Annotated in this window: 17 protein-coding genes, 2 tRNA genes and 1 pseudogene; 15 read left to right on the top strand and 5 right to left on the bottom strand. The window is 60.1% G+C overall.

The window, feature by feature from the left end:
• Positions 1 to 184 precede the first annotated feature (184 nt).
• The 4 genes from NCHU2750_RS07405 (at position 185) to NCHU2750_RS07390 (ending at position 4484) form a co-directional block, all read left to right on the top strand.
• Positions 185 to 1465, top strand: a complete 1281-nt coding sequence (locus NCHU2750_RS07405; RefSeq protein WP_119939854.1) for a BtaA family protein — start codon at positions 185 to 187, stop codon at positions 1463 to 1465.
• 35 nt (positions 1466 to 1500) lie between these two features.
• The gene (locus NCHU2750_RS07400; RefSeq protein WP_119943073.1) at positions 1501 to 2127 is read left to right on the top strand and encodes a class I SAM-dependent methyltransferase; all 627 of its coding nucleotides are present in this window, start codon (positions 1501 to 1503) and stop codon (positions 2125 to 2127) included.
• Between the two features lie 136 nt (positions 2128 to 2263).
• Complete coding sequence (locus NCHU2750_RS07395; protein ID WP_119939853.1) at positions 2264 to 3100, top strand: glycoside hydrolase family 25 protein; 837 nt, start codon at positions 2264 to 2266, stop codon at positions 3098 to 3100.
• Positions 3101 to 3293: 193 nt separating this feature from the next.
• Positions 3294 to 4484, top strand: coding sequence for a lytic murein transglycosylase (locus tag NCHU2750_RS07390; RefSeq protein ID WP_119943071.1), 1191 nt, complete (start codon positions 3294 to 3296; stop codon positions 4482 to 4484).
• 129 nt (positions 4485 to 4613) lie between these two features.
• On the opposite strand, the gene NCHU2750_RS07385 is transcribed toward NCHU2750_RS07390, so the two are convergent.
• Entirely contained in the window at positions 4614 to 4811 is a 198-nt protein-coding gene (locus NCHU2750_RS07385; RefSeq protein ID WP_119939852.1) for a hypothetical protein, read from the bottom strand.
• A gap of 242 nt (positions 4812 to 5053) precedes the next feature.
• Between NCHU2750_RS07385 and NCHU2750_RS07380 the strand changes: the two genes are divergently transcribed.
• The 4 genes from NCHU2750_RS07380 (at position 5054) to NCHU2750_RS07365 (ending at position 8136) form a co-directional block, all read left to right on the top strand.
• Positions 5054 to 5127, top strand: a tRNA-Cys gene (locus NCHU2750_RS07380).
• 956 nt (positions 5128 to 6083) lie between these two features.
• On the top strand, positions 6084 to 6368 hold the full coding sequence (locus NCHU2750_RS07375) for a hypothetical protein (protein WP_119939851.1): 285 nt from the start codon (positions 6084 to 6086) through the stop codon (positions 6366 to 6368).
• Positions 6369 to 6583: 215 nt separating this feature from the next.
• On the top strand, positions 6584 to 6841 hold the full coding sequence (locus NCHU2750_RS07370; RefSeq protein WP_119939850.1) for a DUF982 domain-containing protein: 258 nt from the start codon (positions 6584 to 6586) through the stop codon (positions 6839 to 6841).
• Positions 6842 to 7494: 653 nt separating this feature from the next.
• Positions 7495 to 8136 carry an exopolysaccharide biosynthesis protein gene (locus tag NCHU2750_RS07365; RefSeq protein ID WP_119939849.1) on the top strand — a complete coding sequence of 214 codons (642 nt, stop codon included), beginning with the start codon at positions 7495 to 7497 and terminating at the stop codon, positions 8134 to 8136.
• A gap of 15 nt (positions 8137 to 8151) precedes the next feature.
• Here the strand turns inward: NCHU2750_RS07365 and NCHU2750_RS07360 are convergent, their stop codons facing one another.
• The 3 genes from NCHU2750_RS07360 to NCHU2750_RS07350 form a co-directional block, all read right to left on the bottom strand.
• On the bottom strand, positions 8152 to 8325 hold the full coding sequence (locus NCHU2750_RS07360; RefSeq protein WP_162939527.1) for a hypothetical protein: 174 nt from the start codon (positions 8323 to 8325) through the stop codon (positions 8152 to 8154).
• Positions 8326 to 8641: 316 nt separating this feature from the next.
• Positions 8642 to 9076: a hypothetical protein gene (locus tag NCHU2750_RS07355; protein ID WP_119939847.1), complete on the bottom strand. Its 435-nt coding sequence runs from the start codon at positions 9074 to 9076 to the stop codon at positions 8642 to 8644.
• 284 nt (positions 9077 to 9360) lie between these two features.
• Positions 9361 to 9435, bottom strand: a tRNA-Asn gene (locus tag NCHU2750_RS07350).
• 183 nt (positions 9436 to 9618) lie between these two features.
• On the opposite strand from NCHU2750_RS07350, the pseudogene NCHU2750_RS07345 reads away from it, so the two are divergent.
• Together NCHU2750_RS07345 and NCHU2750_RS07340 are read left to right on the top strand one after the other, a co-directional pair.
• Positions 9619 to 9855 (top strand): annotated as a pseudogene (locus tag NCHU2750_RS07345) (hypothetical protein); the annotation flags it as partial.
• Positions 9856 to 10022: 167 nt separating this feature from the next.
• A complete protein-coding gene (locus NCHU2750_RS07340; protein ID WP_119939846.1) occupies positions 10023 to 10265 on the top strand; it encodes a DUF982 domain-containing protein in 243 nt (80 codons plus the stop codon).
• 93 nt (positions 10266 to 10358) lie between these two features.
• On the opposite strand, the gene NCHU2750_RS07335 is transcribed toward NCHU2750_RS07340, so the two are convergent.
• Positions 10359 to 11003 (bottom strand): ChrR family anti-sigma-E factor, encoded by a 645-nt coding sequence (locus NCHU2750_RS07335; protein ID WP_119939845.1) that lies wholly within the window; start codon positions 11001 to 11003, stop codon positions 10359 to 10361.
• Positions 11004 to 11213: 210 nt separating this feature from the next.
• On the opposite strand from NCHU2750_RS07335, the gene NCHU2750_RS07330 reads away from it, so the two are divergent.
• The 5 genes from NCHU2750_RS07330 to NCHU2750_RS07310 all read left to right on the top strand — a co-directional run bounded on the left by NCHU2750_RS07330 (position 11214) and on the right by NCHU2750_RS07310 (position 15077).
• Positions 11214 to 12251 carry a cysteine synthase A gene (locus tag NCHU2750_RS07330; protein ID WP_119939844.1) on the top strand — a complete coding sequence of 346 codons (1038 nt, stop codon included), beginning with the start codon at positions 11214 to 11216 and terminating at the stop codon, positions 12249 to 12251.
• Between the two features lie 20 nt (positions 12252 to 12271).
• Positions 12272 to 13009: an alanyl-tRNA editing protein gene (locus NCHU2750_RS07325; protein ID WP_119939843.1), complete on the top strand. Its 738-nt coding sequence runs from the start codon at positions 12272 to 12274 to the stop codon at positions 13007 to 13009.
• 46 nt (positions 13010 to 13055) lie between these two features.
• Positions 13056 to 13916, top strand: coding sequence for a 3-mercaptopyruvate sulfurtransferase (sseA, locus tag NCHU2750_RS07320; RefSeq protein WP_119939842.1), 861 nt, complete (start codon positions 13056 to 13058; stop codon positions 13914 to 13916).
• Positions 13917 to 13931: 15 nt separating this feature from the next.
• Positions 13932 to 14489 carry a GNAT family N-acetyltransferase gene (locus NCHU2750_RS07315; RefSeq protein ID WP_119939841.1) on the top strand — a complete coding sequence of 186 codons (558 nt, stop codon included), beginning with the start codon at positions 13932 to 13934 and terminating at the stop codon, positions 14487 to 14489.
• 81 nt (positions 14490 to 14570) lie between these two features.
• A complete protein-coding gene (locus NCHU2750_RS07310) occupies positions 14571 to 15077 on the top strand; it encodes a DUF1203 domain-containing protein (RefSeq protein WP_119939840.1) in 507 nt (168 codons plus the stop codon).
• The last annotated feature ends 70 nt before the right edge of the window (positions 15078 to 15147 follow it).

Genomic DNA, 15147 nt, shown 5'->3' with positions numbered 1-15147 from the left:
ATCTTCCCGACAGGAAAAGCCACTTTCGGCCGATCGGCACCAAAGAGATGCAGACCACAACCCGCGTCACGAAGCTGTTGCACGAAGCAGCTACACGCGTTCGAGCTCCAAATCACCAGACTTGGAGCGTCCTTTGCGCATCCAAAAGGATGCACGGCGCTCCATATGAGGCAGGATTTCACTCATGGCAGATATCGTCGAAGATCGTGGCTTGCAGCGCAACCGCAAGCTCAAGGATGCCCTTCTCCAGCACAAGGCGCTTTCCGCCCACGGGCTTTCGGAGCGGCTTTTCGGGCTGCTGTTTTCCGGCCTCGTCTACCCGCAGATCTGGGAAGACCCGTCGGTCGACATGGAGGCCATGGAACTTGCCGAAGGACATTCGATCGTCACGATCGGTTCCGGCGGCTGCAATATGCTCGCCTATCTGTCGCGCTCGCCTTCACGCATCGACGTCGTCGATCTCAACCGCCACCATATCGCGCTCAACCGGCTGAAGCTCGCCGCTTTCCGGCATCTTCCCTCGCATGCGGATATCGTGCGCTATTTCGGCATGGACGGCGTGAAGAGCAACAGCCGCGCGTTCGACCAGCATATCGCCGGCATGCTCGACGAAACGACGGAAGCCTATTGGCAGAAGCGCTCGATCACCGGGCGCCGCCGGATCGACGTGTTCAAGCGCAATATCTACCGCACAGGCCTGCTCGGGCGGTTTATCACCATCGGCCATGTGGTCGCCCGCATGCATGGCGTCGATCTCAAGGAATTTGCCAAGGCCCGCTCCATCCGCGAACAGCGCCAGTATTTCGACGCCCATATCGCGCCGCTCTTCGACCGGCCGCTGATCCGTTTCGTCACCAGCCGCAAGAGCTCGCTGTTCGGCCTCGGCATTCCGCCGCAGCAATATGACGAGCTCGCAAGCCTTGCGCCGAACGGCTCCATTGCACCGGTGCTGCGCGAGCGGCTGGAAAAGCTCGCCTGCCATTTCCCGCTGCGCGACAATTATTTCGCCTGGCAGGCCTTTGCCCGCCGCTACCCGCGCCCGGAAGAAGGCAACCTGCCGGTCTATCTGCGGGTGGAAAACTACAAGGCGATCCGCAACAATGCCGAGCGGGTCAACGTGCATCACGAGAGCGTCACCGGGTTGCTCGCCCGCAAGCCGGCCGGATCGGTCGACCGGTTCGTGCTACTCGATGCGCAGGACTGGATGACCGACGAGCAGCTCAACGCGCTGTGGAGCGAGATCAACCGCACGGCTGCGACAGGCGCAAGGGTGATCTTCCGCACGGCCGCGGAAAAGAGCGTCATCGAGGGTCGCGTCGCCGATGCCGTCCGGCAGCAATGGACCTATCTTTCGGAGCGTTCCGCCGAACTCAACCTACAGGACCGCTCGGCCATCTATGGCGGCTTCCACATCTATGTGAAGGCCGATGACGCGAAGGCAGACGACGTAAAGGCTGGCCAGTGAGCGCCGGCACCGCCTCGGGCGGCCACGCGGCCGATATGGATCGTATGTACCGCTACCAGCGGCACATCTACGACCTCACCCGCAAATACTATCTTTTCGGCCGTAACCGGATGATTGCCGGGCTCGATGCCCCGGCGGGTGCGAGCATTCTCGAAGTCGGCTGCGGCACGGGCCGCAACCTGATGCTCGCCCGGCGGCTTTATCCGGCCGCCAAGCTCTACGGGCTCGACATCTCGCAGGAGATGCTGCAGACGGCACGGGCCAAGTTTGCCGGCAAGGCAGACAAGGGAACCATGCCGACGCTCGTCGTGGCGGATGCCACCGCCTTTCGCGCCGGCGACTTCGGCACGGATGGTTTCGACCGGGTGATGATCCCCTATGCCCTGTCGATGATCCCCGGCTGGGAACAGGCAATCGCCGCATCGCTTGCGACCCTGAAGCCGGGCGGTTCGCTGCATATCGTCGATTTCGGCCAGCAGGAAGGGCTGCCGGCGTGGTTCCGCAGCATGCTGCAGGCCTGGCTTGCCCGCTTCCACGTGACGCCGCGAAGCAATCTTCGCATGGTGCTGGAAGGCCAGAGCGAGGCGGCCAGGGCGCAGATGATGTTCGAGGACATCGGCCGCGGCTATGCGTGGCATGCGGTCATCCGCAGACCGGGATGACGAGAACGGCCCCGACTCTCGGGGCCGATGCGGCAAGGTTGCGATGACGGTACCGACCTGCTCTAACGCATTCTTTACGGCGTTATGGTAAACAGGATATTCAAATCGCTGCTGCCGACATCACACCGGACCCTTCATGCCCCGTATTCTCCTGGCCCTCGTCGCGCCCGTCCTCATTGCAACGACCCTTCTGGCATCGGGCTGCACGTCGACGAGCTATGACCTGATGGATACGGGATCGATCGGCCATACCAAGTTCCGTGACAGCGATCCGCAGGATTTCGGCCGGGACAATCCGGGCCGGCACCAGGTTCATGGCATCGACCTGTCGAAGTGGAACGGCACGGACATCGACTGGCAGACGGTGAAGAAATCCGGCGTCGCCTTCGTTTTTCTCAAGGGCACCGAGGGCAAGGACCGGATCGATTCGGCCTTCGAGACCAATTGGCGCAACGCCGCGGCCGCCGGCATTCCGCATGCCGCCTATCACTTCTACTATTTCTGCTCGACGCCGGAAGAACAGGCCGACTGGTTCATCGCCAATGTGCCGAAGGAGGCGAACATGCTGCCCCCGGTCGTCGATATGGAATGGAATCATGCCTCGCCGACCTGCCAGCTGAAACCCGATGCGGCGACTGTTCGCGACGTGATGGGCCGCTTCATGGCCCGGCTCGAGGCCTATTATGGCAAGAAGCCGATCATCTATACATCGGTCGATTTCCATCGCGACAATCTGGTCGGCGCCTTCAAGGACCATCAGTTCTGGCTGAGATCGGTGGCCGCCCATCCGTCGCAGATCTATCCCGACCGCAAATGGGCCTTCTGGCAATATACGGGAACCGGCATCGTGCCGGGCATCAAGGGCGAGACGGACCTCAACGTATTCTCGGGCTCCACCAAGGACTGGAACAGCTGGGTCGCTGCGGCAAACCAGCAGGTCGTGGCGAGTTCCGACGCTGGCAAAGTCAGGTAGAGTGCGCTAAATAGCCGCCAGCCGCGATTTTTCCTGAAAGCCAAAGGCGGACCGGAGAACGCGGGCTATTGCTCACTCCAATCGACATCGTGCAGTTTCATCACGCAAAGATCGTCGCCAGATCACCTCAGGATCGCCCATGCCATTCCTCGACCGCCGCCACCTTGCCATCGCAGCCCTTATCGCCGGGGGCATGGCCACCCCTGCCCCAGTCTTCGCACAGACGCCGGCTACCGCCCCGGCAGCTCAGCCGGCGGCAGCCCCCGCAGCGCCTTGCGGTGGCGACCTTTCGGCCTTTCTGGATGGCGTAAAGCAGGAGGCCATTGCCAAGGGCATTCCGGCGAGCGCGGCAGACGAGGCGCTCGCAGGCGCCCAGATCGACCCGAAAGTGCTCGCCCGCGACCGTGCGCAGGGTGTGTTTCGCCAGACATTCCTCGAATTCTCACAGCGCACCGTCAGCCAGGCCCGGCTCGACATCGGCCGCCAGAAGCTGAAGCAGTATGCCGATGTGTTTGCCCGCGCCGAGAACGAGTTCGGCGTTCCCGCCGGCGTGGTCACCGCCTTCTGGGCTATGGAGACCGATTTCGGCGCCGTGCAGGGCGATTTCAACACCCGCAACGCGCTGGTCACCATGGCGCATGACTGCCGCCGCCCGGAGCTTTTCCGGCCGCAGCTGATTGCGCTGATCGAGATGGTGCAGCATGGCGACCTCAACCCTGCGACCAATACCGGCGCATGGGCCGGCGAAGTCGGTCAGGTGCAGATGCTGCCGGAAGACATCATCGCCTATGGCGTCGACGGCGACAATAGCGGCCATATCGACGTCAAGGGCAGCGCGCCGGACGCCATCCTGACCGCGGCAAAGTTCATCCAGAGCATGGGCTTCCAGAAGGGCCAGCCATGGATTCAGGAAGTAACGCTGCCGGAAAACCTGCCTTTCGAAAAATCCGGTCTCGGCAATGAAATTCCGGCGAGCCAGTGGTTTTCCTACGGCGTGACGCCGCGTGACGGCAATACCAGCTTCGGCAACCTCAAGGCAGCGCTCATCCTGCCGCAGGGCCGCCATGGACCGGCCTTCCTGACCTATCCGAATTTCAACATCTATCTGCAGTGGAACCAGTCGTTCATATACACGACCTCGGCTGCCTATTTCGCCACCCGCCTTTCCGGTGCGCCGCCCTACCAGAAGGGCAACCCGGAACCGGGCCTCGATGTCGATGCGATGAAGCAGTTGCAGGAAAAGCTCGATGCCCATGGGCACGACGTCGGCAAGATCGACGGCATTCTCGGCTCCGGCACCCGTCAGGCCATTCAGGCAGAGCAGGTGCGCCTCGGCATGCCCGCAGACGGCTGGCCGACGCAGGCACTTCTCCAGGCACTCTGAGAAATAGACTTCAGACCTTTGAGAGGGCTGCCGCATCGCGGCGGCCCTTTTCTATTGAGGCAGCGTTACGATCACGACATGGAACGCAACGCATGCACGCCTCAGGCGACAGTTGAGAAGAAAAGCCGCTCAGGAGTGAGGGCGCGGCGGCTCGTTGGATTTGCGCGCCACCTGATAGTCCTGCCCATAGGAGGCACGGAGGCTGCCGCTTGCATCAAGATCGGCCTGGCGGGCCAAAGCCGCGGCAAAAAGACCATCGGGATAGGTACCGGTTCCATCGATGTCTACGAGGGATGGGCGAAGGGCGTTGACGAATTTGCTGAGCATGGGTCCGAACCTCCATTCACGGTATTGCGACGCTTAAAGCGCTGGCCGCGCCTTTCAGTTCCACGTTGGTGGAAAGAAGTTAAAAATTAACCATGGCGAACGACCTCTCTTTGACAGCAGCGTGATTTTTTCGCGGCAGTGGATGCGGCAAGAAAAATCCGCCTGTTGGCGATCTAACCGCTTGCGCCGCCATTCGATTCGTTCTAAATGCGCCTCCACACACCGCAGTGAACTGCACGGAAGGCCTCGTGGCGGAGTGGTGACGCAGAGGACTGCAAATCCTTGCACCCCGGTTCAATTCCGGGCGAGGCCTCCAAATTTTCCACATATAAATCAATATATTTACCCCTTCCCGGGGCGAATCGGCTGACGAACTCAGGATGACGTCGTGGCGGCATCCAATTCCCGTGATGTTCGATAGCCCTCGGTCAGGCGTGTCATGTCCATCTCAGACAGCAGGCCGGCCTCATCAAGCCCGACCATCAGCGTCGGCAGCCAAAGTTTCGATCAAATGGTTGAAAGGCGGATGTCCCGGCTGAAAAAGTTGCGCTTGCGGCAAGACTCAGCGGCAACTCCAATCCGCGGGGACGCTCAGGCACCTCGACCGCCCTGATATCTTGCGAAGCGGGCAGAGCATCTCGTTGGGAGGACCCGCCCGCTTCATTACACCCGTTGGGGACGATGGGTGCAATTTAATAGGATGCAAAAGCCCCTTGGCTGGTTTCCAAGGGGCTAGCGAGGGATTTTGATTGGAGGTCAGAATTTCCCTGCGCCGGGTAGAACACGCGCCCGAGCCAGTGTCCAAAACAAAATTGTAATATTTTGTCGCCGATCGGGTTCTCGAAGCCCCGACAAAAAAATGAGGCGGGCATGGTGACTGGCCAGCCCGCCTCGTGAGGGTCTTTGATTGGAGATAAAAACCCATTCGACTGGAACGAGTTCCAGCACATGAGGACTAACTGCCGCAGGCTCATAAGGCAAACCAAAAATAGTAATTATGTGCTTTCGATAGCCATACCGGTCCAATTAACGCAATTTTAAACAACCTTTGGTGCATCCTGACGGCTTCGACCATCCCCGCCTCTGAGAAAAAGGCCGCTTCAGTTTGGCATCGCGATCCGGCAGCCGGATGGCAAGGCAATTTACCGGCAGACAGAGCCGCGATGTCTGGTCATGAACGATACTTTCGCCGCCATTCCTGCCTGCCACCCATCGTCTTCTGACGGGCAGCACCTATCTAAGTCGTTCACGCCCGTCACCCAGGAGTTCTAGATGAGCGCCACGTTCGGTCCCTATGTGCAGATGCGCAAACTCGCTCAGCAGATGGCCATCCAGTATCAGAAGGATGCGAACCTTTCCCTGACACCTCTGCTTGCCCATTTCATGGATGAGGTCGAGGTGAATGTCGCTTCGGACCGCTACGACCATTCGGGGTTCATGGAGCGCATCCGCGAACCGCTTACCCTTGATGCCGAGATGACGCTGGATGGGCGCCGGAAGGAATTTCTGCTGGCCGTGGCGGAGGCACTCAACCATCGGATCCAGCAGGAAACATAGCAGCAGCATACTCGCGCGGCCTCCAATCGAGGCTTCCGTCGACGCGGGCATCTCCTCCGCCACCTTGGCGCAGGAGATGGCAGACGCGGGTAGCCCTCACGGCAAGACAGCCGCATCGGTCCGTCACCTTTTCGGCATCGCCTGCATTTTTTTACCGATAGAAGGAACCAAGGCCGGCTTCGCCCGTTCCTAGCGCCGCGAATGAAGGTGCAAGAATGATTGACAGACAAACCGAGGACCAGATCATCTGGTCGGAACCCGTGCGGGTCCGTGTAGGTTACGGCCATCCCGAAACGATCAGAGGGCCGCAGGAGGCGCTGGATTACCTGAACTGGCGATGGCCCGTGCGTGAAGGTGTTTATTACGTGAAGGCACTGAAGGACTGCGCAGCATCGCTGCAGAGGAAAATGCCTCTCGACGCAGTGAGAGAAACCTTCGTTCTGGCTAGCATTGAGGCCAAGATGCTCGGCTGAAAGCAGCAGCCAAATCTAGCACACCACATTAACCGGCCATTCATGATTTCCATTGGGCGTTTCGTTAAACGGGACGCCCTACTCATGTCGATAGCGGCGATGTTGCCGTCAAAACCTTTTTCAGAGGATCGCCATGACGGCGATGATCGACATGAAGTTGACCTTTTCCGACGCGTTCGCCGCGTTTGCAGCAATCCTGTCGCTGTCCAGCATACTCTACGTCCTGCATGTGGTGGTCGCACTTTTCTGACCGGCACGCCCGCCCCCGACATCAGAACTCCGGACGTCTTTCGGTAGCGCCACACCTCGTGTGCTTGCCTCCCGATTGGACCGTTTTGCATCCACCTCGTGCCGGTGATATAATGCCGCCATGTCGGTCAGGGAGAGACCGGCTACAGCAGTGCATAAGGAGGAGACCGAGATGCATTATCTGGAGTTCTTTACCACCCTCAATCCGTTCGTGCTTATCATACTCGCCGCAGTCATCGCGTGCGGTCTCTATGACCGCTGGCTCGAGACGCACCATAAGTAGAAATTTCTCAGATTTCCCGGAATTTAAGGGCCATTTTCCCGCAAGGGTATCATCTGCGACTTTCCGGCATGCGCCAATACTGTTATCCGTGTGACCTTCCAGGGCAACATGGAGAACGATCTTGCAGTATGGGCCGGAGTTTCAGGATACCAGTGCGTCGCTCAGCGAGACGCTGAGACAGCTGATCGGCAATATCCACGGCCCGAGCGTCACCTTGCGGCAGTTGATGCATCGCATCGGGGAGCAGGGATTGCTCCTCGTCTGCGCAGTGGCTGCCCTGCCCTTTCTCATTCCCGTATCCATTCCCGGCGTCAGCACGGTCTTCGGCGCGGCCATTATCCTGATCAGCATCGCGATCACGCTCAACCGCATGCCATGGCTGCCGCGCAGGATACTCGACCGGCCGCTGGATACGGAAAAGCTGCTGCCGGCGCTGCAAAAGGGCGCGAGCCTGGTGTCGCGTCTCGATCGCTATCTCAAGCCGCGCATGACGGCGTTCACGACAGGCACGGCAATCAACCGGCTGAACGGGCTCGCCATCACGCTTGCGGGCATATTGCTGATGTTTCCCCTCGGCCTTATCCCGTTCTCCAACACCCTGCCGGGTATCGCCATCCTCCTGCTTGCGGCAGGCATTCTTCAGCGTGACGGCGCAATCGTGCTTGGCGGACATGTCTTCAACGTCATCACCATCGTCTATTTCGCTGCACTGGCCTATGCGGCTTTCAGCGCCGGACAGGGTCTCGCCAGCTTTTTCAGCTGAACAGAACCTCGTTCATCACTGAAGGTTCAGCCTCAACTGGATGCCCTTGGGGATATTCGGCCTGCGCAGCGTTGCGATCTGCACCCGCTCGTAAATTTCACGGCGCTGCCGATCCTGACGTTCCCGCAAGGCACGGGATGCCGCCACCAGGGCAAGAGCACGTTCTGCGACTTCATCGGCACGCTTCATCTGCACCTCCATCTTGTTCCCTATATGTTCTATTTTTGATTAAGAATGTCAAGTGCCAGCCGGAACTGGGACCACACGCGATCAAGGAAACAAGGGGACGGGCGAGTTGGGGATCACAATGCCCACGCGCAGGCACGGCTTGTGGGGCGCCGCCCTATACGGCGGCCGAAAAAGCGCTGGTGGCGACGGCCCGGCGCATTCGGGCAGTCGCACGCCACCGGCGCCTTTTCACCAGCGATGGTCAAGCTCAGCGAATATGACGGCTGGTTTGGCTGTTCAGGCTCGGCAAAGGGCAGACAGCGAGCCTGACAAGGCTTTAGGCCGTGCCGCTGGGCAGCTTGTCGTGGCCATGATAGTCGCGCCAGAAATTTTCTGCGTCGACACTGGTGCGGTCAGCCGTCTTGACGATGGCGAACGCCTTCTTGCCTGATCTTCCCACATAGACGGTCAGCGACGGGAACTTGCTGGCAAGATCATTCAGATACATCGGCCGACCGTGATCGATATCGTAGATCGACACCTTGCCAGCCTCGGGGCTAGCCTCGGGAACCTGGAGAAGGTGTTCGATGGATTTTACCAACTGAGGCCGCGAGAAGGGCTCGACGGCATGATGCGCGGGGTCCGAACGGAGCGCAAACAGTCTTACGGTCTTTCCATGGGTGAAATGCGAGGCCGAGATATCGAGGTGGGCGCCTTCGATACCAGCCATCGCCGTGACAAATTCTTTTTCGCTAATAGGTTTCGTAAACATTATGGTCTCCGCATTTGCATAGTTTAGGCACTACGCAATCGCCCCACGCATAAACCCTTCATTTCGCATGAGCGACATAAAATCGCAGCGCCGAGATCACATTGCAGGCGCTTTCGCTACATTCTGATTTGAAGGGTGATCGAGAAACCGCAAGCAAGGCTCGGCGCGCGCGCAGGAGACAGAATAGTATCCGTCACAGTGTCATTCGATATAAAGAGGAGAGAAAGTAAAAGTGCCTGCTATCGGAACGTAGTCAACGAAAACAGGCACTTATTACTTGAATTTGGCTCCCCGGGCCGGATTCGAACCGGCGACCTGTCGATTAACAGTCGAATGCTCTACCGCTGAGCTACCAGGGAACACCGCGTCGCGGCGTGTGCGGCGGGTAATACGCATGCTTTGCCGATTTGCCAAGCGGTTTTTTCGAAAAAAATCAAACTTCCTTGTTTAATCCCCAGCCCTTCCCCATCTGGCAGGTAGGAAATACCCATTGGAGGATGCCCGACCGGATGGTCAAAACCCGACAAAACAGGCGTTTCGGCATGGATGCGCAGAGCGGCAGGCTTCATCTCGGTCCGTGGCAGATTCCGATGCCGCGTTCGAAGGCCGGTCGCATCGGCATCGGCTCGGCGCTGATGGTGGGTGGAGCGCTCGGCTTTTTGCCCGTTCTCGGCTTCTGGATGCTGCCGCTCGGATTCGTCGTCCTATCGAACGACATCGCATTTGTCCGCCGCAGGCGTCGGCGCATCGTCGTGTGGTGGGCAAAACGGCGTGACCGGACATCCGCTTCGGCGGACGGATCGGGCAATAGCCGCGACGAGGGCCGCGACAAGCGTCAGGATGCCACGGGGCACTCCGGCAGCGACACCAAAGATTTCATGGCGCGGTAACACCTTGAGGTGTAAGCTCGCGGCGTAAATAAGGCTGATCACTGGGAGGATGGTTCATGCCGCATGCACATTGGCAAAAGCCTGTACAGGTCACATTCGGAAATCTCGGCACGGAGGCTGTCAGCGGTCCGTCCGAAGCACTGGCGGTTCTGGCTGACCGATGGCCGGAACTCAAAGGGCCGCATTTCGTCAAGGCCCGCAGCGTCTGCCGGGCCGCACTCGATGGGCGAAAGACGCCCGAGGAAGCCAGACAGCAATTCGAGCAGGCCGTCAGCGAAGCGCAGATGCACGTCAATTGACGGAAGCACCATGCACACCATGATCTGACTACAGCAATTCATCTCATCATCGCCCCGAACGCATCCGCTGGATCGGTCGGGGCGGTTTAACTCTCAGAGACCAAGAATATCGGCAGCGACCCGGAAGGCGGGCCCGCTCAGGGCGATAGGCGCCAGAAGAACCGAAAAGCACAGGCACGGCCTGTCGATGCTTGCGACCGGGCGATGAACGATGGTTTCATCGGCGACGGAGACATCGCCTTCGTTGAAGGCACCCCTATGGTCGCGGAACTCGCCCTGAAGCACAAGCGTCAACTCCAGCCCCTTATGACGGTGATGCGGCAGTGCGCGGCCGGGCCTTGCCCATAGAAGGCTCGCTTCCATTCCAGCGTTCTTTTCGATCACGTGCTGCTTGAGGCCGGGCAGCTTGGTCTTCCACGGCACATGATCGAGATCCGCGCCGGCATAGGAGCGCAGGAAATGCGGCAATGTCGGATTATCGCCTGCCGAGGCCGCGGTATTCGATTCGCTCCTTGGCGACTCGAATATTGCCTTTAATCGTTCATCGGCAGAAGAAATCGTACTGGGAGAAGCCGTATCGAGTGCATGGCCCGCGAGATCGTCCAGCCTATCGGCCAGTCTGGCCGAAGACGGCTGCATCTCCAGATGAGAGCCCACAAGGATATGCGCCGGTTCCGGAAGGCAACCGGCCACATAGTGGGCAACCAAAAGATCGAGCCGTTCTAAGTTCAGTAACATATCTATCGTCAAATCTAGCGGCGAGATTCCACAACGTAAAGATGGTAGTTTTCACGGGTACGCCTTTGTCACGCGGCGAAGCGGCATGTTTCGTTCACAATCGCGGCACAGGATTTCCCGGAGAAATAAGGATGGGGAACGGATTTTCTTGCGGCGCAAGCTTGTCCATGGAAAAGACGCAGCTTAAATCTGGCAAAAAGGCCCGTTTTCATGACCTCCTATCCCAATGTCATCGACATCATCGGCAACACTCCCCTGATCCGGCTGAAAGCCGCTTCGGAGGCCACCGGCTGCGAGATCCTCGGCAAGGCGGAATTCCTCAATCCCGGCCAGTCGGTGAAGGACAGGGCCGCCCTGTTCATCATCCGCGATGCCGAACGCAAGGGGCTGTTGAAGCCGGGCGGCGTGATCGTCGAGGGCACGGCCGGCAATACCGGCATCGGCCTGACACTGGTGGCCAAGGCACTCGGCTATCGCACCGTCATCGTCATTCCCGAGACGCAGAGCCAGGAAAAGAAGGACGCGCTGCGGCTGCTCGGCGCCGAGCTGGTCGAGGTGCCTGCGGTTCCCTATAAGAACCCGAACAATTATGTGAAGGTTTCCGGCCGGTTGGCCGAGCAGTTGGCGAAGACGGAGCCTGCCGGCGCGATCTGGGCCAACCAGTTCGACAATGTCGCCAACCGTCAGGCGCATATCGAGACGACGGCACCGGAGATCTTCGAACAGACCGGCGGCAAGGTCGATGGCTTCATCTGCGCGGTCGGTTCCGGCGGCACGCTGGTCGGCACGGCCATGGGGCTGAAGGCAAAGAACCCCGGCATCAAGGTCGGCATTGCCGATCCCGAAGGTGCGGCACTCTACGAATATTATGCCCATGGCGAACTAAAGTCGGAAGGCAATTCGATCACCGAGGGTATAGGCCAGGGGCGCATCACCGCCAACCTGGAAGGCTTTACCCCGGATTTTTCCTATCGGATCCCGGATGCCGAGGCCCTGCCCTACATATTCGATCTGGTCGAAACCGAGGGGCTCTGCCTCGGCGGCTCGTCCGGCATCAATATTGCCGGCGCGATCCGGCTCGCCAGGGATCTTGGTCCAGGCCACACGGTCGTCACGGTCCTTTGCGACTATGGCAACCGCTACCAGTCCAAGCTGTTCAATCCGGATTTCCTGAAGTCCAAGGGACTGCCGGTGCCGCCATGGCTGACGCAGAAGCGGCATATCGCCGTTCCCTTCGAAACGGCCTGACCTTCATACGCGAGTACAGCATGCCTTCCGAACTCCTATACCGTGACGATTTCTACCTCGCCTCGACCGAGGCGGTGGTGACCGCCCTGCACGAGGATGGCGGGGTCGAGTTCGACCGCACCTGCTTTTACGCCACATCCGGCGGGCAGCCGGGCGATACCGGCTATGTCGACCGGGCGGACGGCACGCGGATCATGCTCGGCCAGACCCGGCATGGCGCGACGAAGGATATCGTCGTGCATATGCCGCTCGAAGGACAGGAACAGCTGGTGGTCGGCGAGAAGGTTACTCTGTCGATCGACTGGCCGCGCCGTTTCAACCTGATGCGCATGCATACGGCCTGCCACCTGCTTTCCGTCGTCTGCCCCTATCCGATCACCGGGGCGGCGGTCGGCGAGGAGGAATCGCGCGTCGATTTCGACATGACCGACACGATCGACAGGCAAGACGTGACGGGCAAGCTGATGGCGCTCGTCGAGGCGGATCACCCGATCACTCTCCAATGGATCACCGACGAAGAACTTGCCGCCAATCCGGGCATCGTCAAGTCGAAAAACGTCCGTCCACCGGTCGGGCTCGGGCGCGTCAGCCTGGTCTGTATCGGCGAGAATTCCAGCGTTGACAGCCAGCCCTGCGGCGGCACACATGTGGCACGCACAAGCGAGGTCGGGGCGATTCACATCGCCAAGATCGAGAAGAAGGGCAAGGAGAACCGCCGTTTCCGCATCCGGTTCGGCGAACCTGCCAGCGAAGGCTGAAGACAGGGCCGATCAATCAGGCCCGAATGACATAGGGAGGCATCCGATGAGCGAGAAAAGCCGTTTTGTGGTTTCGTCCGATTGGCTTGAGGCTGAACTCGGCGCCCCCGACCTGAAGGTCGTCGATGCGTCCTTCTATCTGCCGGCCCAAGGCCGCAACGCCGATGCCGAATATGCGGCCGGCCATATTCCCGGTGCGCTGCGCTTCGATCACGACAAGATCGCCGACCATTCCACCGGCCTGCCCCATATGGTGCCTGCACCGAACCTGTTTGCCGAAGCCGTCGGCCGGATGGGCATCAGCGAAAACGACCGGATCGTCGTCTATGACGGCCCCGGCATCTTTTCGGCGCCGCGCGGCTGGTGGCTGTTCCGCATCATGGGCGCGAAGAACGTCTTCGTGCTCGATGGTGGGCTGGACGGGTGGAAGGCCGAAGGACGGTCGCTGGAGACCGACATTCCCTCCCCGTCCGCCGCCATGTTCAAGGCGGATCTGCGCCTCGACAAGGTGATCAATTTCCGCGAGATGCTGTCGATCGTCGTCGACGGCAAGAGGCAGATTGCCGATGCCCGCAGCAAGGGGCGTTTCGAGGCGACCGAACTGGAGACGAGGCCCGGCTTGCGCTCCGGCCATATGCCCGGTGCCCGCAGCCTGCCGTCCGGCACGTTTTCGGTCAACGGCAAGCTCAGGAGCCTGCCGGAACTGCGCCAGGCGATCGAAGATGCCGGGATCGATTTCGGCCAACCGATCGTCACCAGCTGCGGATCGGGCATCACGGCCGCGATCATCACGCTGGCGCTCGAATCGCTCGGCCACGAGGATAATGCGCTCTATGACGGTTCGTGGACCGAATGGGGTGCGCGGGACGAGGCTCCTGTCGTCACCGGCCCGGCCGGCGCACGCTGATCCGGAACGATCTTGATGGCGAAGAAACCCGTCCCGCTGAAGGTCCATGTCACCCGTCTCGACATGACGGCACCGCCGAGGACGAGCCTGCCGGTGCCGGTCAACGTGCAGACGGCGATCATGCGCACGCCGGAAATCCCGCTGCATTTCTATCGCTATCTCTACCGGCAGATCGGCAAGCGCTGGCAATGGTACGAGCGCCTGCAGATGAGCAATGACGAGCTCGCCGCAGTTATCCATAGCAAGACCGTTTCGATCAGCGTGCTTTATGTCGACGGTGCGCCGGCCGGTTTCTTCGAACTGGCGAAGCTTGAAAACGATGTCGTCGAGCTCTCCTATTTCGGCCTGTTCGAGCGTGCCATGGGGCTCGGCATCGGCAAATGGTTCCTGCTGCAGGCGCTTTATTCCGCCTGGCAGGACAATCCTGCCAAAGTCACCGTCACGACCAACAATCTCGATCATCCGCGCGCCATCCAGCTCTATCAGATGATGGGCTTTTCGCCGGTCGGCACCGAAGAGGGCCTGATCCTGCCGATGACGGATGCCGCCCTTTTCAAGGCAATCGACGGATAGATCGCATCGCGCAGGTTTCGGGTGGCGACAGGCGGGTTTTGGCCGCATCACGGGGGTATTCCAACCCTTAAGGAGATGCAGATGTCGAAAATCCTTTTTACCGCCATGCCGACCCGTGATGCCGAAGCGCTCTGGAACGGTGGTGCCGACGCCTATGGCAACGTGCCCGAGAAGAAGGTCTCAGATGGCGGCGGCTATCCCTGCCGGCATTGCCTGAACGATATCGCAGACGGCGAACGCCTGCTGGTTGTCGCCTACCGCCCCTTCCCGGCATTGCAGCCCTATGCCGAGACCGGGCCGATCTTCCTGCATGCGCAACCCTGCGACCGCTATGCCTGCGAGGAGGAACTTCCGCCGATGCTCGATAGCCCCGACTATATCGTGCGCGGCTATGGCGCCGACGATCGCATAGTCTATGGCAGCGGCGCGGTGACGGCGACGGGTTCTATCGCCGCAAGAGCCGCCGAATTGCTGACCCGCGACGACATCGCCTATGTGCATGTCCGCTCGGCCCGCAACAATTGCTACCAGTGCCGGATCGACCGGGCAGAGGTGTCCGAATTGGCCGAAGCGGGTATGGCGATCTGAACGGGGTGACCTGTGTTGCGGATTGATGGACGATGGAGACGGAGGGCACGGGCATTGCAGCACGGAGTCC

Origin of the sequence: Neorhizobium sp. NCHU2750 (assembly GCF_003597675.1) — a bacterium.
Classification (GTDB): Bacteria; Pseudomonadota; Alphaproteobacteria; order Rhizobiales; family Rhizobiaceae; genus Neorhizobium.
The sequence above is the reverse complement of the archived record's forward strand: the minus strand, read 5'-3'. Positions and strand labels throughout refer to the sequence as shown.